This is a genomic window from Pseudomonas sp. AC355 (assembly GCF_979258205.1).
The window spans coordinates 4,966,481-4,989,091 of the sequence record NZ_OZ409843.1 but is presented as its reverse complement, the minus strand read 5'-3'; the positions used below and the strand labels follow the sequence as shown (position 1 = coordinate 4,989,091).

Here is a 22,611-nt window from a genome sequence, read left to right as displayed (position 1 = left end):
GGGTCAGGCCTTCTTCGCTTGGTGCGCCAGTGCAGCGTTGACGAAGCCACTGAACAGCGGGTGGCCGTCACGCGGCGTGGAGGTGAATTCCGGGTGGAACTGACAGGCGACGAACCACGGGTGATCCGCGCTCTCGACCACTTCCACCAGCGCGCCATCACCCGAACGACCAGTGACCTTCAGGCCAGCTTCGATCAGTTGCGGCAGCAGGTTGTTGTTCACTTCGTAACGATGGCGGTGGCGCTCGACGATCACGTCCTTGCCATAGCAGTCATGAACCTTGGAGCCGCTCAGCAGCTGGCAATCCTGGGCGCCAAGACGCATGGTGCCGCCAAGGTCGGAGGCTTCGGTACGCTGCTCGGTCGCGCCGGTCGCGTCCTGCCACTCGGTGATCAGACCGACCACTGGGTGCTTGCTGGCGATATCGAACTCGGTGGAGTTGGCATCGCTCCAGCCCAGCACGTTACGGGCGAATTCGATGACGGCTACCTGCATACCGAGGCAGATACCCAGGTAAGGAATCTTGTTCTCACGGGCGTACTGCACAGTGGTGATTTTGCCTTCCACACCACGCAAGCCGAAGCCGCCCGGAACCAGGATGGCATCGACGCCCTCGAGCAGCGCAGTACCCTGATTCTCGATGTCTTCGGAATCGATGTAACGCAGGTTGACCTTGGTACGGTTGCTGATACCGGCATGGCTCATCGCTTCGATCAGCGACTTGTAAGCGTCCAGAAGCTCCATGTACTTGCCGACCATGGCGATATTGACTTCTTTTTCCGGGTTCAGCTTGGCATCGACCACGCGATCCCACTCGGACAGGTCTGCACCGCGGCATTCCAGCGCGAAACGCTCGACGACGAAATCATCCAGCCCCTGCGAGTGCAGGATGCCCGGGATTTTGTAGATGGTGTCGGCGTCTTCAAGGGCGATTACTGCGCGCTCTTCGACGTTGGTGAACTGGGCGATCTTGCGGCGCGACGACAGGTCGATCGGGTGATCGGAGCGGCACACCAGTACGTCCGGCTGCAGGCCGATGGAACGCAGTTCCTTGACCGAGTGCTGAGTCGGCTTGGTCTTGGTTTCGCCTGCGGTGGCGATGTACGGAACCAGCGTCAGGTGCATCAGCATGGCGCGCTTGGCGCCCACTTCGAAACGCAGCTGGCGGATCGCCTCGAGGAACGGCTGCGACTCGATATCGCCCACGGTACCGCCGATTTCGACCATGGCGACGTCAGCGTCGCCGGCACCCTTGATGATGCGGCGCTTGATCTCGTCAGTGATGTGCGGGATGACCTGGATGGTCGCGCCCAAGTAATCACCACGGCGCTCTTTGCGCAGCACGTCTTCGTAGACGCGGCCGGTGGTGAAGTTGTTGCTCTTGGTCATCGTGGTGCGGATGAACCGCTCATAGTGACCCAGGTCGAGATCGGTCTCGGCACCGTCGTGAGTGACGAACACTTCACCGTGCTGAAACGGGCTCATGGTGCCCGGATCGACGTTGATGTAGGGATCCAGTTTGAGCATCGTGACCTTCAGGCCCCGCGCCTCCAGGATTGCCGCCAAGGATGCCGAGGCGATGCCTTTCCCCAATGAAGAAACAACACCACCCGTGACGAAAATGAAGCGCGTCATGAAAAACCCTAAGAAGTCAGCAGTGGCGGTCGAGCCGCCGGGGAGCAGAGAAGGCCTTGGTTCACCTTAGCAAACATGGCGAACCATGCCGGCAAATAGCAAACATCCACCGCTTCTGAAGAAGCAGCGAATACCTGAATAGAGACGGGAGCGTAGTCTACCGGAAACGTCCTGAGGGGGGAAGAACGCGAAACCCAAAGCAGGGCAAAAGCTGCTGAAACGAGATGCACATCCAACCCCGAAAAGCCTCTAGCCTGGGGCTTCGTACCTGCGACACGCTTACAGCAGCCGGCCCTTACGCGCGAGAATCGACAGCCCCATCAAGAGGCGGATCGATCTGCTCGGGCTGCCAGTGAAGCGTGCCGCAGCCGGGGCCGGCGAGCAGATTGGCGAGAGCCACGGGCCGTCCGTCGCATAGCAGCAGCGGGATGCGCCCACGAATGAACTCGGGCACGCCAGCCTCCTGCAGAAGACGCTTGAGGTCACGCCGACCGCGCCCTGGCACCTCGAGAATCTCGCCTCCCTGACGATAGCCGACGCTCAACCGGCCCACCGGTATGGCACCCTCGAGCCAGACGCGACCATTACCTGGCAACGCCAGTGGCTGCTCAACCAGAGGCCAGGGCTGCGCCTGGCCCAACCAGGCTGCAGCCCAGCCAGCACTGAGCCAGAACAGATAACTGCCGTGACGGCGCAACTCACCGCTCTCCAGCCGCCAGACTGGACTGGCATCGGCCCCCGCATCACGCAGATCGAACCATCCCCGCCAATGGCGGCTATCGGGCAAGCGGGTGAAATCTGCCAGCCAGTGGCGCAGCACGTTGCGCTGACGAGCATCGGAAAGTCCGCGCAACGCCTGCAGATCGAGACAGGGAACGTCCAGCCAATCGAAACCGGGCGACGCTTGGGCTCGCTGCAAATCAAGTTCGGCGAGCTCCTGCAGCAACTCCAACGCCTCGGCCTGATGCTCCGCCGTACGAGCCAGCACCTGGGACGCTTTAGGCCAATGCTTGTGCAAGCGCGGCAGGATTTCCCGGCGTAGAAAGTTTCGAGCAAGGCCGCTGTCTGCATTCGAAGGGTCTTCCACCCAGCGCAGGCCATATGCCTCGGCATAAGCCTCCAACGCACTGCGTGGTACAGCCAGCAGAGGACGAACGGCATGCCCGGCGGCCAGCGGGCGACTTGCCGCCATCGCAGCAAGCCCGCGCACACCAGCACCGCGCAACAGACGATAGAGAACGGTCTCCGCCTGATCATCCTGATGCTGAGCGAGCAGCAGCACCTCGCCCCGATTCAGCTGCGCGGAAAACGCTGCATAGCGCGCGTCACGAGCAGCTTGCTCCAGGCTGGCACCAGACGCTACCTGCACATGTTCGACATGCAGCGGCACGCCCAGCTCATCGCACAAGCGCTGGCAATGCATCGGCCAGCCGTCGGCCGCAGCCTGCAAGCCGTGATGCACATGGATAGCGGAAATGGGTGGCAGCGCATGGCTTCGAGCAGCCATTGCCAGCGCATGCAGAAGCACGGTGGAATCGAGCCCGCCAGAGAAAGCGACTCGCCAAGCCGATGCTTTACGCCACGCAGCGATGCGCGCAAGCAGAGCCGATTCGAAGGACATGCTGCGGTTTAGCGGAGCGCCCCTGCAGACATGCGCATTGCCAGGTCGGCAACTCGCATGCCTGCAGGGCACGCCGGCATCAGGCGATACCGTAGCTCATCAGGCGCTCGTAGCGACGCGCCAGCAGGGCGTCGGTGTCGAGCGTACTGAGATCCTCAAGCTGAGCGCTGAGGGTCTGGCGGATGGATTCGGCGGCAGCGGCCGGATCGCGGTGTGCACCGCCCAGAGGCTCGGCGATCACCTTGTCAACGATACCCAGGCCTTTCAGGCGCTCGGCAGTGATGCCCATGGCTTCGGCAGCATCCGGCGCCTTCTCGGCGGTTTTCCACAAGATCGAGGCGCAGCCTTCCGGCGAGATCACCGCATAGGTCGAGTACTGCAACATGTTCAGGCTGTCGCACACACCAATGGCCAATGCACCGCCGGAACCGCCCTCACCGATTACGGTGGCGATGATCGGGGTTTTTAGGCGCGCCATCACTCGCAGGTTCCAGGCAATGGCTTCGCTTTGGTTACGCTCTTCTGCATCGATGCCCGGATAAGCACCTGGCGTGTCGATGAAGGTCAGGATCGGCATCTTGAAGCGCTCGGCCATCTCCATCAGGCGACAGGCCTTGCGGTAGCCTTCTGGACGCGGCATGCCGAAGTTGCGGCGCACCTTCTCGCGAACCTCACGGCCCTTCTGGTGGCCGATGACCATGGCCGGCTGGCCATTGAGGCGCGCAACACCACCCACGATGGCAGCGTCGTCGGAGAAGTGACGATCGCCGTGCAGTTCGTCGAACTCGGTGAAGATGTGCTGCAGATAGTCCAGGGTATAAGGACGCTGCGGGTGGCGAGCAAGCCGGGCGATCTGCCAACTGGTCAGATTGCCGAAGATGCTTTCAGTCAGCGTGCTGCTCTTGTCCTGCAGACGGGCGATTTCGTCGCCGATGTTCAGGGAGTTGTCATTACCAACCAGGCGAAGCTCTTCGATCTTGGCTTGCAGGTCGGCAATCGGCTGTTCGAAATCGAGATAATTCGGGTTCATAGGCATCCGTCATGCGTCGACGGCCACAGGGCCGGGGAGCGTGTATCCATTTGGCGCCTACCTTATAGGAACAGGCGCATTCAGGTCGACACTTGCAAGGCACTTCCGGCAGCGAATCTGCCAGCAAATGCACCTTGGCATTCGCTCGGCAGCCAAACCCGCAGGGATTTGGTCGCGTCGGCGGCTATCATGCAGTGTCACGGGCGTCGTGCGGAGCCTTGGCCCCGCATTTCAGCGCCGCAATTCTAGCGGTATTGCAGGAAGACGTTTTCTCGTCCGAACTGGTCACGCAAAGCTTGAATCAAGCTGTCGGCCGGGTCGATTCGCCAGTCCTCGCCAAACTGCAGCAAGGCTTTCGCGTCGGCGCCGGTGTAATCCACGGTAATTGGGCAGGCGCCACGATGACGGCGGCACAGATCACCCAGCCAGCGTAGACGATCACCTTTCAATTCGCTGGCCTGGACGCGCACACGCAAGCTCTCGGCCAGGCCGGTACGCGCCTCTTCCAGGCTCATCACCCGCTTGGCGCGCAGGCGCATGCCGCCGGAGAAATCGTCATTGCTGACCTCCCCCTCCACCACCACCAGGGCATCGCTCTGCAGCAGTGCCTGATTGCTGGAAAAGGCTTCGGCGAACAGCGAGGCTTCGATGCGCCCGGAACGGTCGTCCAGGGTGATGAAGCCCATCTTGTCGCCTTTCTTGTTCTTCATCACCCGCAGGTTGACGATCAGGCCGGCGACGGTCTGGGTATCCCGTGCAGGCTTGAGGTCGACGATGCGCTGGCGAGCGAAACGCCGCACTTCGCTTTCATACTCATCAATCGGGTGGCCGGTCAGGTACAGCCCAAGGGTGTCCTTCTCGCCCTTGAGGCGCTCCTTGAGCGATAGCTCCTTGGCGCGGTGATGGTTGGCGTAAACGTCCGCCTCGGGACTGGCGAACACGCCGCCAAACAGATCCATATGGCCGCTGTCATGGCTGCGCGCGGTCTGCTCGGCGGCCTGAACGGCCTCCTCCATCGCTGATAGCAACACCGCACGGTTACGGTCGATGTTGGCCTGATAGGCTTTGATCTCGTCGTAAAAATGCGGGCCCAGGCGATCCAGCGCACCACTGCGAATCAATGCATCCATGGTGCGTTTGTTGATGCGTTTGAGGTCGACCCGCGAGCAGAAGTCGAACAGATCCTTGAACGGACCGTCCTGGCGCGCCTCGACAATGGCCTCCACCGGGCCTTCGCCGACGCCCTTGACCGCGCCCAGGCCATAAAGAATCCGCGGCACATTGTTCGCGTCATGACTGACGGTGAATTTGTACTCGGAGGCGTTCACATCCGGCGGATCAATGCGCAACTTCATGTTGCGGCATTCCTCGATGAGGATCACCACCTTGTCGGTGTTGTGCATGTCCGCCGACAGCACAGCAGCCATGAACGGCGCGGGGTAATGCGCCTTCAGCCAGGCTGTCTGGTAGGAAACCAGACCATAGGCAGCCGAGTGAGACTTGTTGAAGCCGTAACCGGCGAATTTCTCCACTAGGTCGAAGATGTTGCCCGCCAGGTCTGCGCTGATATTGTTGCTCGCACAGCCTTCGATGAAACCGCCGCGCTGCTTGGCCATTTCCTCGGGCTTTTTCTTACCCATGGCACGGCGCAGCATGTCCGCCTGGCCGAGGGTATAACCGCCCATGACCTGGGCGATCTGCATCACCTGTTCCTGATAGAGGATGATCCCGTAGGTCGGCTTGAGTACCGGCTCCAGGCCTGCGTACTGATAATCCGGGTGCGGGTACGACAGCTCGGCACGGCCGTGCTTACGGTTGATGAAGTCGTCCACCATGCCCGATTGCAACGGGCCGGGGCGGAACAACGCCACCAGTGCGATCATGTCTTCCAGGCAGTCGGGCTTGAGCTTCTTGATCAGCTCCTTCATGCCGCGCGACTCGAGCTGGAAGACCGCGGTGGTCTCAGCCTTCTGCAGCATCTGATAGGTCGGCTTGTCATCGAGCGGGATGAAATCGATGTTGACCAGCTTCTCTTCCGGCTCGCCCGCGGCGCGCTGGTCGCGGTGGATGGTCTCCAGCGCCCACTTGATGATGGTCAGGGTACGCAAGCCAAGGAAGTCGAATTTCACCAGGCCGGCCGATTCGACATCGTCCTTGTCGAACTGGGTCACCAGGCCGGCGCCCTCTTCGTCACAGGCGATCGGCGAGAAGTCGGTGAGCTTGGTCGGCGCGATCACCACCCCCCCGGCGTGCTTGCCGGTACCGCGGACGATGCCTTCGAGCTTCAGGGACATGTCCCAGATCTCGGCGGCCTCTTCGTCGTTCTTGAGGAAGTCGCGCAGCGGCTCCTCCATCTCGAAGGCCTTTTCCAGGGTCATGCCGACTTCGAACGGAATCATCTTCGACAGACGATCCGCCAAGCCGTAGGACTTGCCCTGCACCCGCGCCACGTCGCGCACCACCGCCTTGGCCGCCATCGAGCCGAAGGTGATGATCTGGCTTACCGCATTACGGCCGTACTTCTCGGCCACGTAATCGATCACCCGGTCACGGCCATCCATGCAGAAGTCGACGTCGAAGTCGGGCATGGATACACGTTCGGGGTTGAGGAAACGTTCGAACAGCAGATCGTAGGCCAACGGATCGAGGTCGGTGATCTTCTGCACATAGGCCACCAGCGAGCCGGCACCTGAACCACGGCCCGGCCCTACCGGCACACCGTTGCTCTTGGCCCACTGGATGAAGTCCATAACGATCAGGAAGTAACCGGGGAAGCCCATCTGGATGATGATATCCAGCTCGAAATTCAGACGGTCGATGTAGACCTGCTTCTTCGCGTCGTAGTCCGGGGTGTCCTTGGGCAGCAGAACCTCAAGGCGCTCATCCAGGCCATCGAACGATACCTTGCGGAAATATTCATCGATGGTCATGCCTTCCGGCACCGGGAAGTCCGGCAGGAAGTACTTGCCCAGCGTTACCTCGATATTGCAACGCTTGGCGATCTCGACAGTGTTTTCCAGCGCATCGGGCAGATCCCTGAACAGCTCGGCCATCTCTTCCGGCGACTTCAGGTACTGCTGGTCGGAGTAGATACGTGGCCGCCGAGCGTCGTCGAGAATGCGGCTTTCACCGATGCAGACGCGGGTTTCATGGGCCTCGAAATCGCCCTGCTTGAGAAAGCGCACATCGTTGGTCGCGACCAGAGGTGCACCCATCTTGTCTGCCAGGGCCACGGCTGCGTGCACATGCTCTTCGTCGTTGACGCGGCTGGTGCGCTGCAATTCCAGATAGAAGCGTTCAGGAAACACCGCCTGCCATTCCAGAAGCAGTGCTTCAGCCTTGGCCAGTTCGCCGTCGAGCAGCGCGTGGCCGATCTCCCCTTCCTTGGCACCGGACAGGGCAATCAAGCCTTCGCTGGCAGCCTTCACCCAATCGCGCTGGATGATCACCAGATCATTGCTCTGCCCTTCACTCCAGCCGCGCGACACCAGCTCGGTGAGGTTGCGATAGCCCTTGGGGTTCATCGCCAGCAGGGTCATGCGGGTCAATGGGCCGTCTTCGTAGGCGCTGGCAAGCCAGATATCGGCGCCACAGATCGGCTTGATACCGGCGCCCATGGCAGCTTTGTAGAACTTCACCAGCGAGCACATGTTGCTCATATCGGTGACGGCCACGGCAGGCATTGCCAAGCCGGCAACCGCCTTGACCAGCGGTTTGACGCGAACCAGTCCGTCGACCAGGGAATATTCGGTGTGCAGGCGAAGATGAACGAAAGAAACAGCCATGAAGAAGCCCTGCAGGAAAAGCGACAAAACGCGGATTGTACCGCAACTGGAAGGATGGACAGCGGGCCGAGTACGCTCAGCTACCGCTTGTGGCTTCCAGCAAGCGGCGTACCGGCGCGAAGGAGCGCCGATGGATGGGAGTCGGGCCCAGGCGCATCAGCGCCTCGAGGTGTACGGGCGTCGGATAGCCCTTGTGCAGGGCGATGCCATAACCCGGATACAGCGCGTCGAGCTCACGCATCTCGCGATCACGACTGACCTTGGCGAGGATCGAGGCAGCAGCAATAGCCGGCACCAACGCATCACCACCGACCACAGGCGCGCTGGGGACGGAAAGCTTGGGGCAACGATTGCCGTCGATCAGCGCCAGTTTCGGCGTGACGCTCAGGCCTTCGACGGCACGCTGCATGGCAAGCATGGTGGCATGCAGGATATTCAGGCGGTCGATCTCTTCCACATCAGCGCGGGCGATGCACCAGGCCAGGGCTTTTTCGCGAATTTCATCGAACAGTTTCTCGCGCCGGGCCTCGCTGAGCTTCTTGGAGTCATTGAGGCCTAGGATCGGCCGCGCCGGGTCGAGAATCACCGCAGCAGTAACCACTGCGCCACACAGCGGCCCGCGACCGACTTCGTCGACACCGGCGACCAGTTCTTCGACGGTCGAAAAATCCAGGCCCATTTGCATCAGCGACGCCCCAATAGATCGAGCACTGCGGCAGCCGCGCGCTCGGAGGCGCCGCGTCGCAGGGTGCGGTGAATGGCATCGAAGCCCTCGGTCTGCACGTCGCCATCGACCAGCAGCGGTGACACCGTCTGAGCCAGCGACTCGGCAGTGGCAGCATCCTGGATCAGCTCGGGCACCAGCAACCGCTGGGCGAGCAGATTGGGCAGCGAAATGTAGGGGCTCTTCACCAGGCGCTTGAGAATGCTGAAGGTCATCGGCGCCACGCGATAGGCCACCACCATCGGCCGCTTGTACAGCAGCGCCTCGAGCGTCGCAGTACCAGACGCGATCAGCACCGCATCGCAGGCAGCCAAGGCATCGTGGGAGCGACCGTCGAGCAACTGTAACGGCAGATCACGACCGCCAAGCATCTGCTCAAGCTGCTGGCGACGCTCGGGGCTGGCGCAAGGCAATACGAAACGCACACCCGGACGCAGTGCACGCAGGCGCTCCGCCGCATCAAGAAACAGACTGCCCAGCCGTGACACTTCACCGCCGCGACTACCTGGCAGCAATGCCACCACGGGCGCCTCCAGAGGTAGCCCTAGCAGTTCGCGAGCCGCAGTGCGGTCGGCCTGCAACGGGATGGCATCTGCCAGCGGATGACCAACGAAGCACACAGGCACCTGATGCGCTTCGTAAAACTGTGCTTCGAAGGGAAACAGCGTAAGCATCAGGTCGCAGGCTTCGCGAATCTTTAGTACGCGCTTCTGCCGCCAGGCCCATACCGACGGGCTGACGTAATGCACGGTACGAATTCCTGCACGACGCAGCTTGAGCTCTACACCCAGGGTGAAGTCCGGCGCGTCGATGCCGATGAATACATCAGGCTTGCGCTCGATCAGACTGGCGATCAGGCGGCGGCGGCGCGACAGCAGCTCGGGCAAACGGCCAAGCACCTCGACCAACCCCATTACCGCCAGGCGCTCCATGGGAAAGTCGCTGACCAGCCCCTCGGCCTGCATACGCGGGCCGCCGACACCGATGAACTCTACGTTGGGGTGCTGTGCCTTCAAGGCCTGCATCAGACCTGAACCCAGAATATCGCCGGATGCCTCGCCGGCGACCAGCGCGACACGCAATACCTCAGCCATGGGTCAGCGGGTGATGCCGCGGCTGGAGGTCAGGATGGAGTCGCGGAACACCGCTACTTCGGAGAACTGATTGGCCACGTCTTCCAACTCCACCAGCGCTTCTTCGATGGTGAACCCCTGACGGTAGACGATCTTGTAAGCACGACGCAGGGCCTGCATGGCCTCGGAGCTGAAGCCACGACGGCGCAGGCCTTCGAAGTTCATGCTGCGCGCCTCGGCAGGGTTGCCAGACACGGTTACGTAAGCCGGAACGTCCTTGCCGATCGCTGCCCCCATGCCGGCAAAGGCATGCGCACCGATATGGCAGAACTGATGAACCAGGGTATAGCCGGAAAGGATCGCCCAATCGCCGATGTGCACGTGGCCAGCCAGTGCCACGTTGTTGACCAGAATGCAGTTGTTACCGACGACGCTGTCATGGCCAATATGGGCATAGGCCATGATCAGGTTGTGGTCACCGATGGTAGTTTCATCACGATCCTGAATGGTGCCACGGTGCATGGTCACGCCTTCACGGATGATATTGTGATCACCGATGACCAGTCGCGTGGGCTCGCCCTTGTACTTGCGATCAGGAGTGTCTTCGCCGAGCGAGGCAAACTGATAGATCTTGTTGTGCTTCCCGATACGGGTAGGCCCCTTGATGATCACATTGGGACCCAGCACGCTGCCCTCGCCAATTTCTACGTCGGGCCCAATTATCGACCAAGGGCCGACGACGACGTCGTCTGCCAGCTTGGCGCTGGGATCGATGATGGCGCGAGGGTCAATCAAACTCATAACTTGCGTTCCGCACAAATGATTTCGGCCGAGCAGACTTCTTTGCCATCGACCGTGGCCTTGCATTCAAACTTCCAGATGCTGCGCTTGCTGCTGAGAAACTTGGCCTCAAGAATCAGCTGGTCGCCAGGCACTACTGGCTGACGGAAGCGTAGCTTATCGGAGCCAACGAAATAATAGAGCGTACCGTCGGCCGGCTTCACATCCATCATTTTGAAACCAAGAATACCGGCCGCTTGTGCCATGGCCTCGATGATGAGGACGCCAGGCATGATCGGATGCTCGGGGAAATGGCCGTTGAAGAATGGCTCATTGACGCTGACATTCTTATAGGCACGAACGCTCTTGCCTTCAAGATCCAGATCCGTAACCCGATCCACCAGCAGGAACGGGTAACGGTGCGGCAAGTACTCGCGAATTTCGTTAATGTCCATCATTTCCAGAGAAGCCCGTAATAAAAAGAAGAGAGCCCGCCATCAGCAGGCTCAGGCATCAGATGAGGCATTCCCGCTCGAGGTCACGGCGTTAAGCTGTTTTTCCAACTGCTTCACGCGCCGTGCCATGTCGTCCAGCTGGCGGATGCGCGCCACGCTTTTCTTCCACTCGGCTGCAGGTTGCATGGCGGTACCGGATGAATAGGCGCCCGGCTCGTTGATCGAGCGAGTGACCATGGTCATGCCAGTAACGAATACGCCGTCACACACATCAATATGACCGACCATGCCGACGCCGCCGGCGATCATGCAATTCTTGCCGATCGAGGTGCTGCCGGAAATACCAACGCAGGCAGCCATCGCCGTGTTGTCACCGACCTGTACGTTGTGCGCGATCATGATCTGGTTATCCAGTTTCACCCCGTTGCCTATGCGGGTGTCTGACAACGCACCTCGGTCGAGGGTGGTATTGGCACCAATCTCGACATCATCGCCAATGGTCACACCACCGATCTGGGCGATCTTCTGCCAGATGCCCTTCTCGTTGGCAAAACCGAAGCCTTCACCACCGATCACCGCGCCCGACTGAATGACCACTCGCTTGCCAATGCGCACGTCGTGGTACAGCGTCACCCTTGGTGCCAGCCAGCCACCTTCGCCGATCTCGGAGCGAGCGCCAACCACACAGTGCGCGCCCAGCGATACGCTGGCACCAATCTTCGCGCCACTCTCGATCACCACGAAAGGCCCGATAGCGGCACTCGGATCGACCTGAGCATCGTCAGCCACCAGGGCGGTGGGATGGATACCCGCCGCTGCTTTGGGCTTGCGATCGAACAGATGCGACAACGACGCATAGGCCAGATAGGGATTGGCCACGATCAACGCATTGCCGGCGAAGCCTTCGGCATCGGCGGCAGTGAGCAACACGGCAGCGGCCTCGCAGCTAGGTAGGTGCTTGCGGTACTGAGCATTCGACAGGAACGTCAGCTGAGACGGGCCGGCATCCTGTAAGGTTGCCAGCCCGTCGACCGTCTGATCCGCAGCGCCACGCAAGGTGGCGCCCAACCGCTCGGCCAATTGACCGAGGGTGAATACAGGTGTGGACATCATCAACGCATCTGGTTCATGCGCTCGATAACCTGGCGGGTGATATCAAACTGGGGTTTGACATCGATCACCGCACCACGCTCCAGCACCAGGTCAAAGTTGCCATTCTTGATGACTTCTTCAACAGCCTTGTCCAGGTTGGGCTTGAGCTTCTTGAGCATCTCACGGTCAGCAGCAGCCTTGGCTTCGTTCAGCTCCTTGGACTGGAACTGGAAATCGCGGGCCTTTTGCTTGAAGTCCAGCTCAAGGCGCTCACGCTCGGCAGTTTGCATTTTCTCGCCGTCTTTGACGACACGATCCTGAATGCGCTGAGCATCGGTTTCCAGTGTCTTGAGCTTGTTCAGTTGTGGGCCGAATTTCTTCTCGGCATCAACTGCATAACGCTTGGCTGCGTCGGATTCGAGCAGCGCCATCTGATAATTGAGTACCGCAACCTTCATTTCCGCGAATGCCGGGGTTGCCAGCAGAGCAGCGCTTAACAGAACCAGTTGAGTCAACTTACGCACGGTGCAACTCCTGCAGAAAAACTGTCTTCGTGATTCATGAGCAGACGCTTAGAACGTCTGGCCGAGGGAGAACTGGAATACTTGAGTATCGGCGTCGTCCGGTTTCTTCACTGGCATCGCCAGGCTGAAGCTCAGCGGGCCAAGTGCGGTGATCCAGGTGACACCCACACCAACCGAGCTGGCCAGGTTACCGAAATCGATGTCGCAGCTGTCGCCACGCCGTTTCTGTCCGGAACTGCAATCGGTATCGAACACGTTACCCACATCCCAGAACAGTGCGGTACGCAGCGAGCGCTGATCCTTGACGAACGGCAGTGGGAACAGCAACTCCGCACCACCCTGGATCAGTACGTTACCACCGAACGGCAGCGGATCCTGATCCGGGTCAGCCAGCGTGCCTTCGTTCGTACCGGTGCTTGGCGTACTGCGCGGCCCCAGGCTGCTGTCTTCGAAACCACGTACCGAGTTGAAACCACCGGCGTAGTAGTTCTCATAGAACGGCAGTTTGCTGGTAGATCCGAACGCACCACCATAACCAAGCTGTGTATGGAAACGCATGGTGTAGGTATCGCTCAGCGGCTTGAACACCTGGCCACGGTAATCGAGCTTGTAGAACGACAGGTCGCTACCCGGCACGGTGGTTTCGAACACCAGGCTCTGCGAGTGACCACGATTGGCCAGTACGCCACGGTTAAGCGTGGATTCAGACCAGCCGACGGAAGCTTTGAGGTTCAGGTACTTCTCGCCTTCCTGACGGGTGAAATCGAAAATCTCGTCGACGGTGTAGCGGCCGGTGTTGATTTCGTCTTGCTGCACGGTCAGGCCATAGGTCAGACGCGCAGTCTCGCTGATCGGGTAACCGATGTTGACACCAGCGCCCAGGCTATCGACCGAGTAGCTGGATACATCGACATCGAGTTCATCGTAGTCAGTGGTGCGGTAGAAGGCGTTGTAACCCAGGCTCACACCGTCTTCGGTTCAGTAGGGGTCGGTGAAGCTGAAATTATAACGGCTCTGGTATTCACTACGGGTCAGACCGAGGCTGACGCGATTACCGCTACCCAGGAAGTTGTTCTGAGTGATCGAGCCACCGAGGATCAAACCGGCATTCTGTGCGAAGCCGACGCTAGCGGTGATAGAACCGGAAGCCTGCTCCTCGACGCTGTAATTGACGTCGACCTGGTCATCAGTACCCGGCACTTGCGGGGTCTCGACGTTAACTTCCTTGAAGAAGCCCAGGCGCTCCAGACGTACCTTGGACTGGTCGATCAGGTAGGTCGAAGCCCAGCCGCCTTCCATCTGACGCATTTCACGGCGCAGCACTTCGTCTTCGGTCTTGGTGTTGCCACGGAAGTTGATGCGATTGACGTAAGCACGCTTGCCCGGATCGACGACAAAAGTGATCGATACCGAGTTGTCGTCATCGTGTGGCTCAGGCACGCCGTTGACGTTGGCGAAGGTGTAGCCCTCGTTCCCCAGACGGCGGGTAATCAGCTCGCTGGTGGTGGTCATCACCTTACGGGAGAACACCTGACCTTCCTTGACCAGCAGCAGTGCACGGACTTCTTCTTCCGGCACCTTGAGGTCACCGGAGAGCTTAACGTCACGCACGGTGTACTTCTCGCCTTCATCGACGTTGACAGTGATGTAGACGTGTTTCTTGTCCGGGGTGATGGACACCTGGGTGGAGGTGATATCCATGTTGATGTAGCCGCGATCAAGGTAATAGGAGCGCAGCCGCTCCAGGTCACCGGAGAGTTTCTCGCGAGCGTACTTGTCATCGTTGCGGAAGAACGACAGCCAGTTGGTGGTCTTCAGCTCGAACAGATCGTTGAGGTCTTCATCGGAAAAGACGTTGTTGCCCACCACGTTGATGTGCTGGATGGCCGCAACGGTGCCTTCGTTGATGTTGATCTTCAGCGCCACGCGGTTACGCGGCTGCGGGATCACTTCAGCGTCGATTTCCGCGGAGTAACGCCCCTGAGCCACATACTGGCGCTGCAGCTCGTTACGCACACCTTCGAGGGTCGCGCGCTGGAAAATCTCGCCTTCGGCCAAGCCGGACTGGGTCAGGCCCTTGAGCAGGTCATCACTGCTGATGGCCTTGTTGCCTTCGATCTCGATGCTGGAAATCGACGGGCGCTCGACCACGGTAATAACCAGCACGTTGCCATCACGGCCAAGCTGGATATCTTGAAAAAAGCCGGTTTTGAACAGTTCGCGGGTCGCCTCGACCAACGTGCGGTCGTCGGCCGACTCGCCCACGTTCAAGGGCAGCGCGCCAAACAGGCTGCCCGCGGAAACGCGTTGCAGGCCGTTAACGCGAATATCGGAGATGGTGAAGGACTCGGCGTGAACTTCGGCGATCATCAATGCGGCAAGCACCGCAGGTAGCAGCAGACGTTTCATGAAGTCCTTTCTTATTCCAACTAACGATAAGAAATCAGTCGTTCGAGACGAAAGATATGTAATTCAGCAGAGGTCACAGGCGCCCAAGGTCATTGACCAGAGCCAGCAACATCACCCCGATAACCAGACTGATGCCAATCTGCATCCCCCAACCCTGCACCCGCTCGGAGAGGGGACGACCCCGCACCCACTCGACCAGGTAATAAAGCAGATGCCCCCCATCCAGCACGGGGATGGGCAACAAATTGAGAACGCCCAGACTGATACTCAGGTAGGCGAGGAAATTCAAGAAGTCCCCGAGACCTGACTCGGCCGAAGCGCCCGCCACTTTAGCAATGGTTATCGGCCCGCTCAAGTTTTTTACCGAGAGCTCGCCGAACAGCATTTTCTTAAGTGAATCCAGGGTAAGGACGCTCATTGTCCAGGTTCGCGATACCCCTTCACCGACGGCTTCCAGCGGCCCATAGCTGACTTCGCGAAGCATGTCCGCAGGCCATTGGGCAGCAGCGACACCGGCGCCCAGGTAACCGCTGGCCGCTTCACCGTCACCACGGCTCGCCAGGGTGACGGGCACATCCAGACGCTGCCCACCACGCTCCAGCGACAGCGACACCGATTGCCCTGGCAATGCCCGTACCTGGTCGACCAGATCCTGCCAGTCAACCAGCGACTTCTCGTTCAGCGCCAGCAGGCGATCACCAACCTGCAGACCGGCCGCTTGCGCTGGCCCTTCGGGATCGAACTCGGCCAGCACTGGTTCCAGACTTGGACGCCACGGACGCAGGCCCAGAGAAGCGATCGGATCAGGCTCATTCGCGCCGCGTAACCAGTTATCCAGCTCGATACGGCGCAGCGTGTCTGCACCGCCATCAACAGGACGGGTAGTAATTGTCAGCTCACCGCTTTCGCCGAGGCGTCTCACCAGTTGCAGATTGACGGCCGACCAGCCCGAAGTCGCCTTGCCGTTGACCGACATGATCTCTTCACCAGCTTGCAGGCCGGCGACCTGAGCCAGGCTCCCAGCCTCGACCGCACCGATGACCGGACGCACCTGCTGGCTGCCCAGCATGGCCACCAACCAGAAGAACACCAGCGCCAATGCGAAATTGGCTGCCGGGCCTGCGGCCACGATGGCGATACGTTGCCCAACGGTCTTGCGGTTGAAAGATTGCTCAGCCAGCGCCGGGGGCACATCACCCTCACGCTCGTCGAGCATTTTCACGTAGCCACCAAGCGGGATGGCGGCGATCACGAATTCCGTGCCCTGGCGATCATGCCAGCGCACCAACGGCGTACCGAAGCCTACCGAAAAGCGCAGCACCTTGACGCCGCAGCGTCGGGCCACCCAGAAATGACCGTATTCATGAAAGGTCACCAGCACCCCGAGCGCAATCAGGGTACCGACGATCATATACAGTGCGCTCATGCCACCTCTCCGCGATTCAACCACTGCCCAGCCAACTCCCGCGCACGGCGGTCGGCCTCCAGCACGGCGTCGAGGCACTCGACCGCGGCAGCCGGCTCGGCCTCGAGAACGCCGTCAATGATACGCGCGATATCGGTAAAGCGAATCCGCCTTTCGAGAAACGCCGCAACCGCCACTTCGTTCGCGGCATTAAGCATGGCTGGCGCGCTACCGCCCGCCTCCGCCGCCTGGCGCGCTAGGCGCAGACAGGGGAAGCGCACGTCGTCGGGAGCCTGGAAATCCAGGCGAGCTACCGTGAGCAAATCCAGCGGCGCAACGCCGGAATCGATGCGTTGCGGCCAGGCCAGCGCATGGGCGATGGGGGTACGCATATCGGGGTTGCCGAGCTGGGCGAGCACCGAACCATCGACGTAATCGACCAGTGAATGGATGACGCTCTGCGGGTGGATCACCACCTCGACCTGATCAGGACGCGCATCGAACAGCCAGCAGGCCTCGATCAGCTCCAGGCCCTTGTTCATCATGCTGGCCGAATCGACGGAAATCTTGCGCCCCATCGACCAGTTGGGATGAGCGCAGGCCTGTTCGGGAGTCACCGCGTGCAGCGCTTCGGGCGTGGTTTCGCGGAACGGGCCGCCAGAGGCGGTCAGCAGGATGCGGCGCACACCGACCGGCTGCAGGCCGCGGGCATAATCCCGAGGCAGGCACTGGAAAATCGCGTTGTGCTCACTGTCGATTGGCAGCAGCACCGCGCCACTCTGGCGCACCGCACGCATGAACAGCGCGCCGGACATCACCAGCGCTTCCTTGTTGGCCAGCAACACCTTCTTGCCCGCCTCCACTGCTGCCAGCGTGGGTTTCAGACCCGCCGCACCGACAATGGCCGCCATCACAGCGTCCACCTCAGCGTGCGCCGACACCTCACACAGCCCCGCCTCGCCAAACAGCACGTGAGTATCTAGGCTAGCAAGGCGCAGGCGAGCCTGCAGGTCGTTTGCCGCCTGCACATCCGCAACGACGGCGAAACGTGGCCGATGAGTCACGCACAGCGCTTCCAGCTCAGCCACCCGGCTGAACGCGGTCAGCGCGAAAACCTGATAACGCGATGGATGGCGCGCGATGACGTCGAGCGTACTGAGGCCGATCGAGCCAGTGGCGCCAAGGACGGTAATGCGTTGTACCTGGCTCACAATGTGCCCCAACCCACGAGCAGCAGCAACGCGGCAAATACCGGAACCGCCGCGGTCAGGCTATCGATCCTGTCGAGTACGCCGCCATGGCCAGGCAGCAGATTGCTGCTGTCCTTGATGCCAGACTGGCGCTTGAACATGCTCTCGGTGAGATCGCCGACCACAGAAATCAGCACGACCAGAGCCGCAGCAGGCAGCGCCATAAGAAATTGTGCGGATGACCAGTCACGGTACACGCCGACCACGACGGTCAGCAGCAAACTCATCAACAGGCCACCAATCAGACCTTCCCAGCTCTTGCCAGGGCTGACCTGCGGAGCCAGCTTGCGCTTGCCGAAGCGTTTGCCCGAAAAGTAAGCCCCGATATCGGCCACCCAGACCAATGCCATCACGGCCAGAATCAACCAGTTGGCAAGCGGCCACTGCTTCATCGCCACCAGGCCTTGCCAGGCCGGTAGCAGAATCAGCAGGCCAATCAGCAGGCGACCCGGCAAGCCGCCCCAATAACGGCTGCTATCCGGGTAATTGAGTACCAGGAAGGTCGCGAACACCCACCACAGGACACCAACACCCAGCACCCAGGGCGCCAGCGCCGGCAGCCCGTGCAGCAAGTAAAGCAACAATGCCACCAGCGCTGCGTAGGCAATGCGTAGCGGCTGCGCGGCGAAACCCGCCAAGCGCGCCCACTCCCAGGCACCGAGCACGACCACTGCGGCGATGAACAGCGCAAACGCGTCACCTTCGAGCAGGAAGAACCCTGCAAGGGCGATCGGCAACAGGATCAGTGCCGTAATGATTCGTTGCTTGAGCATCAGGCGCGGGCCTCGGCTTCGACTTGTTCACTGGTTTTGCCAAAACGCCGCTGACGGTTGGCGAAATCCGCCAGCGCTGCGCGCATGGCGTCGTGCTTGAAGTCCGGCCACAGCAGGTCGGAGAAATACAGCTCGCTGTAGGCCATCTGCCAAAGCAGGAAATTGCTGATCCGATGCTCGCCACCCGTACGGATGCACAAATCGGGCAGTGGCAACTCGCCCGTAACCAGGCAGCTCTGTAGCAAACCCGGAGTAATGTCCTCAGGCTGCAGATGCCCACCCTGAACTTCTCGTGCGAGCCGCTGGGCAGCCTGGGCGATATCCCACTGGCCACCGTAGTTCGCCGCGATCTGCAAAATGAAGCGCTTTTCGCCAGGCGCGCCCGACGTCTTGGCTTCAGCCTCACGCATGGCGGCTTGCAACTCAGGATGAAAACGCGAGCGGTCGCCGATGATACGCAGACTGATGCCGTTCTCATCGAGCTTACGCGTTTCCCGACGCAAGGCGCTGAGGAACAACTCCATCAGAGCCCCGACTTCTTCGGCAGGCCGCTGCCAGTTCTCACTGGAGAACGCGAACAGAGTCAGCACCTCGACCCCGGACTCAGCGCACACCTCGATCACCGCACGCACCGCGTCGACGCCCGCCTTGTGCCCGGCCACACCGGGCAGCAGGCGCTTGCGTGCCCAGCGGTTATTGCCATCCATAATGACCGACACGTGCCGCGGAACGATCACCGCGGCACCGACTTTGGAATTGTCCATGGCGACTTCCTGGCCGTCAGACGGCCATCAGATCCGCTTCTTTCTGCTTAACGGCAGCTTCGATTTCGGCCACAAACTTGTCGGTCAACTTCTGGATATCGTCAGCAGCGCGACGCTCTTCGTCTTCACTGATTTCTTTTTCCTTGACCAGATCCTTGAGCTGACTCAGGGCATCACGACGGATATTGCGCACTGCCACACGACCGTCCTCCGCCGCATCACGTGCCTGCTTGGTGAAGCCCTTGCGGGTTTCTTCGGTCAGTGCTGGCATGGAAATCAGCAGCAGCTCGCCGAGGTTGGTCGGATTGAAGCCCAGACCGGAGCTCTGGATCGCCTTGTCCACGGCAGCCAGCATGCTGCGCTCGAACGCCACGACCTGCAGGGTGCGCGAGTCTTTCACGGTCACGTTGGCAACCTGGCTCAGCGGAGTATCCGCGCCGTAGTAAGGCACCATCACGCCGCCGAGGATGCTCGGATGAGCCTGGCCGGTGCGGATGCGGCTGAATGCGTTAGCCAGCGACTCCACGCTCTTCTGCATGCGCGCCTGGGCGTCCTTCTTGATTTCGTTGATCATTCTTTGCTTCCCTCGACCAAAGTACCTTCAGCGCCACCCACGACGATATTCAGTAGGGCGCCCGGCTTATTCATATTAAAAACACGCAGCGGCATATTGTGGTCACGGCACAAACAGATGGCCGTCAGATCCATCACGCCCAGCTTGCGATCCAACACCTCGTCATAGGTGAGGCGATCGAATTTTTCCGCATGCGGATCCTTGAATGGATCGGCAGTGTACACACCATCCACCTTGGTTGCCTTCAGCACCACATCGGCATCGATCTCGATAGCTCGCAGGCAGGCAGCAGAGTCGGTGGTGAAGAATGGGTTGCCAGTGCCTGCGGCGAAAATCACCACCTCACCGGTTTTCAAGTGGCGCATGGCCTTGCGACGGTCATAGTGATCGGTGACCCCAACCATCGAAATGGCCGACATGACCAGCGCAGGAATGTTGGAGCGCTCCAGCGCGTCGCGCATGGCCAGCGCGTTCATCACCGTGGCCAACATGCCCATATGATCACCGGTCACCCGATCCATGCCGGCAGCGCTTAGCGCAGCACCACGAAACAGGTTTCCGCCACCGATCACAAGGCCGACCTGCACGCCGATACCAACCAACTGGCCGACTTCCAGCGCCATGCGATCCAGCACCTTGGGATCGATACCAAAATCTTCCGACCCCATCAGGGCCTCGCCGCTAAGTTTGAGCAGAATGCGCTTATAGCGCGGTTGACGACCACTCACCTGCTGAGCCATTACCAGTCTCTCCTGCGGCGTAAGAAAACGTGCGAGCCCCGTGGCCCGCCCATGCTGAGCGCTTCGACAGCGCTCACGACCGTTGGTGCCCGAGGCACCTACCGCCGCTTTGAAAAAAAGCCCATTTGAAAAAGAGGCCGCGCGCGTGAGCGGGCAGCCTCTTCTGGGGCACTAACTGAGCGGCCTATTACTGCTTGCTGGCAGCAACCTGGGCAGCGACTTCGGCAGCGAAGTCAGTCTCGCCCTTGTCGATACCTTCGCCCACTTCGTAACGCACGAAGGAAACGATTTCAGCACCGGCTTTCTTGACCAGATCACCGACCTTGACTTCTGGATCCATGATGAAGGCTTGCTCAACCAGGCTGGCTTCGGCCAGGAACTTGTTGATACGGCCTTTGATCATGTTCTCGACGATGTTTTCCGGCTTGCCAGCGATCTTGTCGGCGTTCAGTTGCAGGAAGATTTCTTTTTCCTTGGCAACCAGCTCTTCCGAGACCTGATCCGGCGAAACAACGGCCGGGTTGGAGGCAGCGACGTGCATGGCAACGTGCTTGGCCAGCTCGTCGTTACCGCCCTTCAGGACGACCAGAACACCGATGCGATGGCCGTGCAGGTAGGCACCAACGGTTTCACCAGCAACAGCGGCCAGACGACGGATATTGACGTTCTCGCCGCACTTGGCCACCAGGGTTTCACGAGCAGACTCACGAGAAGCGATCAGTGGCGCAACGTCGCTCAGATTCTGAGTGAATGCTTCATTCAGGCTGTCTTTGACGAAGCCCTTGAAGTCATCCTGCAGAGCCAGGAAGTCAGTTTGCGAATTGACTTCGATGATCACGCCACGGCCACCCTCGACGCGAGCGGCGATAGCACCCTCAGCGGCGATGTTGCCAGCTTTCTTGGCGGCCTTGATGGCACCCGAAGCACGCATGTCATCAATGGCTTTCTCGATGTCGCCACCAGCGGCAACCAGGGCCTTCTTGCATTCCATCATGCCTTGGGCGGTGCGCTCGCGCAGTTCTTTAACCAGGGCTGCAGTAATCTCTGCCATTTTGAAAATCCTCTTTGGTAGGTCTTCAACCATCGCCTGTCATAACAGACGATCAAATCTGTGAGTGGCAAAAAGGGGGCCTAGCCCCCTTTTTGCGCAGCGCATAACACTAGATGCTCTGCGTTACCGCTTAGCCTTCGGCAGCTTCAGCAGCCGGTGCTTCTTCGACGAACGCTTCGGTAGCGCCACCAGCGTTGCTGCGAGCACGGATCACGGCGTCGGCCATGGCACCCATGTACAGCTGGATGGCGCGGATGGCGTCGTCGTTACCCGGGATGATGTAGTCAACGCCTTCTGGGCTGCTGTTGGTATCGACAACGCCGATTACCGGGATGCCCAGCTTGTTGGCTTCGGTGATCGCGATGCGCTCGTGATCAACGTCGATGACGAACAGAGCGTCCGGCAGACCGCCCATGTCCTTGATACCACCCAGGCTGCGATCCAGTTTTTCCAGATCACGCGAACGCATCAGGGCTTCTTTCTTGGTCAGCTTGGTGAAAGTGCCGTCCTGGGACTGCACTTCCAGATCACGCAGACGCTTGATCGAGGCGCGGATGGTTTTGTAGTTGGTGAGCATGCCGCCCAACCAGCGGTGATCGACGAACGGCGAGCCACAACGAGCAGCTTCTTCGCGAACGATCTTGCCGGCGGAACGCTTGGTGCCGACGAACAGAATCTTGTTCTTGCCAGCGGCCAGCTTCTCAACGAACGCCAGGGCGTCGTTGAACATCGGCAGGGTCTTTTCAAGGTTGATAATGTGAATCTTGTTACGCGCGCCGAAAATGTACTTGCCCATTTTCGGGTTCCAGTAACGGGTCTGGTGACCGAAGTGCACACCGGCCTTCAGCATATCGCGCATATTGACTTGGGACATGGTAGTTCCTTGATAAGTCGGGTTAGGCCTCCACGCGTCCCAATTTCCAACC

General features: G+C 60.2%; 18 protein-coding genes and 1 pseudogene. All 19 read right to left on the bottom strand.

Annotated features, from left to right (window positions below; all coding sequences use genetic code 11):
• Positions 1 to 3: 3 nt before the first annotated feature.
• Complete coding sequence (locus tag ACZ0AI_RS23190; RefSeq protein WP_463563872.1) at positions 4 to 1,635, bottom strand: CTP synthase; 1,632 nt, start codon at positions 1,633 to 1,635, stop codon at positions 4 to 6.
• A gap of 295 nt (positions 1,636 to 1,930) precedes the next feature.
• Positions 1,931 to 3,256, bottom strand: coding sequence for a tRNA lysidine(34) synthetase TilS (gene tilS / locus ACZ0AI_RS23185; RefSeq protein WP_463563871.1), 1,326 nt, complete (start codon positions 3,254 to 3,256; stop codon positions 1,931 to 1,933).
• Positions 3,257 to 3,335: 79 nt separating this feature from the next.
• Positions 3,336 to 4,286 (bottom strand): acetyl-CoA carboxylase carboxyltransferase subunit alpha, encoded by a 951-nt coding sequence (locus ACZ0AI_RS23180; protein ID WP_463563870.1) that lies wholly within the window; start codon positions 4,284 to 4,286, stop codon positions 3,336 to 3,338.
• Positions 4,287 to 4,531: 245 nt separating this feature from the next.
• Positions 4,532 to 8,071 (bottom strand): DNA polymerase III subunit alpha, encoded by a 3,540-nt coding sequence (dnaE, locus tag ACZ0AI_RS23175; protein ID WP_463563869.1) that lies wholly within the window; start codon positions 8,069 to 8,071, stop codon positions 4,532 to 4,534.
• Between the two features lie 76 nt (positions 8,072 to 8,147).
• A complete protein-coding gene (rnhB, locus tag ACZ0AI_RS23170) occupies positions 8,148 to 8,756 on the bottom strand; it encodes a ribonuclease HII (protein WP_463563868.1) in 609 nt (202 codons plus the stop codon).
• Positions 8,756 to 9,889, bottom strand: a complete 1,134-nt coding sequence (gene lpxB, locus ACZ0AI_RS23165) for a lipid-A-disaccharide synthase (RefSeq protein WP_463563867.1) — start codon at positions 9,887 to 9,889, stop codon at positions 8,756 to 8,758. The genes rnhB and lpxB overlap by 1 nt, the downstream gene beginning before the upstream one ends.
• A gap of 3 nt (positions 9,890 to 9,892) precedes the next feature.
• Positions 9,893 to 10,669, bottom strand: a complete 777-nt coding sequence (lpxA, locus tag ACZ0AI_RS23160; RefSeq protein WP_463563866.1) for an acyl-ACP--UDP-N-acetylglucosamine O-acyltransferase — start codon at positions 10,667 to 10,669, stop codon at positions 9,893 to 9,895.
• Positions 10,666 to 11,106, bottom strand: coding sequence for a 3-hydroxyacyl-ACP dehydratase FabZ (fabZ, locus tag ACZ0AI_RS23155; RefSeq protein WP_042555181.1), 441 nt, complete (start codon positions 11,104 to 11,106; stop codon positions 10,666 to 10,668). Before fabZ ends, lpxA begins: the two co-directional genes overlap by 4 nt.
• A 48-nt stretch (positions 11,107 to 11,154) precedes the next feature.
• The gene (gene lpxD / locus ACZ0AI_RS23150) at positions 11,155 to 12,216 is read right to left on the bottom strand and encodes a UDP-3-O-(3-hydroxymyristoyl)glucosamine N-acyltransferase (protein WP_463563865.1); all 1,062 of its coding nucleotides are present in this window, start codon (positions 12,214 to 12,216) and stop codon (positions 11,155 to 11,157) included.
• Positions 12,216 to 12,719, bottom strand: a complete 504-nt coding sequence (locus ACZ0AI_RS23145) for an OmpH/Skp family outer membrane protein (RefSeq protein WP_463563864.1) — start codon at positions 12,717 to 12,719, stop codon at positions 12,216 to 12,218. The genes lpxD and ACZ0AI_RS23145 overlap by 1 nt, the downstream gene beginning before the upstream one ends.
• A gap of 48 nt (positions 12,720 to 12,767) precedes the next feature.
• A pseudogene (gene bamA / locus ACZ0AI_RS23140) lies at positions 12,768 to 15,128 on the bottom strand (outer membrane protein assembly factor BamA).
• A gap of 73 nt (positions 15,129 to 15,201) precedes the next feature.
• Positions 15,202 to 16,554 (bottom strand): RIP metalloprotease RseP, encoded by a 1,353-nt coding sequence (gene rseP / locus ACZ0AI_RS23135; protein ID WP_463563863.1) that lies wholly within the window; start codon positions 16,552 to 16,554, stop codon positions 15,202 to 15,204.
• The gene (gene ispC / locus ACZ0AI_RS23130) at positions 16,551 to 17,744 is read right to left on the bottom strand and encodes a 1-deoxy-D-xylulose-5-phosphate reductoisomerase (protein WP_463563862.1); all 1,194 of its coding nucleotides are present in this window, start codon (positions 17,742 to 17,744) and stop codon (positions 16,551 to 16,553) included. Before ispC ends, rseP begins: the two co-directional genes overlap by 4 nt.
• The gene (locus ACZ0AI_RS23125) at positions 17,741 to 18,556 is read right to left on the bottom strand and encodes a phosphatidate cytidylyltransferase (protein WP_463563861.1); all 816 of its coding nucleotides are present in this window, start codon (positions 18,554 to 18,556) and stop codon (positions 17,741 to 17,743) included. The genes ispC and ACZ0AI_RS23125 overlap by 4 nt, the downstream gene beginning before the upstream one ends.
• Positions 18,556 to 19,320, bottom strand: a complete 765-nt coding sequence (uppS, locus tag ACZ0AI_RS23120; RefSeq protein ID WP_463563860.1) for a polyprenyl diphosphate synthase — start codon at positions 19,318 to 19,320, stop codon at positions 18,556 to 18,558. Before uppS ends, ACZ0AI_RS23125 begins: the two co-directional genes overlap by 1 nt.
• 16 nt (positions 19,321 to 19,336) lie before the next feature.
• On the bottom strand, positions 19,337 to 19,894 hold the full coding sequence (gene frr, locus ACZ0AI_RS23115) for a ribosome recycling factor (protein WP_463563859.1): 558 nt from the start codon (positions 19,892 to 19,894) through the stop codon (positions 19,337 to 19,339).
• Complete coding sequence (gene pyrH, locus ACZ0AI_RS23110; protein ID WP_225834708.1) at positions 19,891 to 20,634, bottom strand: UMP kinase; 744 nt, start codon at positions 20,632 to 20,634, stop codon at positions 19,891 to 19,893. The genes frr and pyrH overlap by 4 nt, the downstream gene beginning before the upstream one ends.
• A gap of 187 nt (positions 20,635 to 20,821) precedes the next feature.
• Positions 20,822 to 21,685, bottom strand: a complete 864-nt coding sequence (gene tsf, locus ACZ0AI_RS23105; protein WP_463563858.1) for a translation elongation factor Ts — start codon at positions 21,683 to 21,685, stop codon at positions 20,822 to 20,824.
• Between the two features lie 130 nt (positions 21,686 to 21,815).
• Positions 21,816 to 22,559 (bottom strand): 30S ribosomal protein S2, encoded by a 744-nt coding sequence (gene rpsB / locus ACZ0AI_RS23100; RefSeq protein ID WP_463563857.1) that lies wholly within the window; start codon positions 22,557 to 22,559, stop codon positions 21,816 to 21,818.
• Positions 22,560 to 22,611 lie beyond the last annotated feature (52 nt).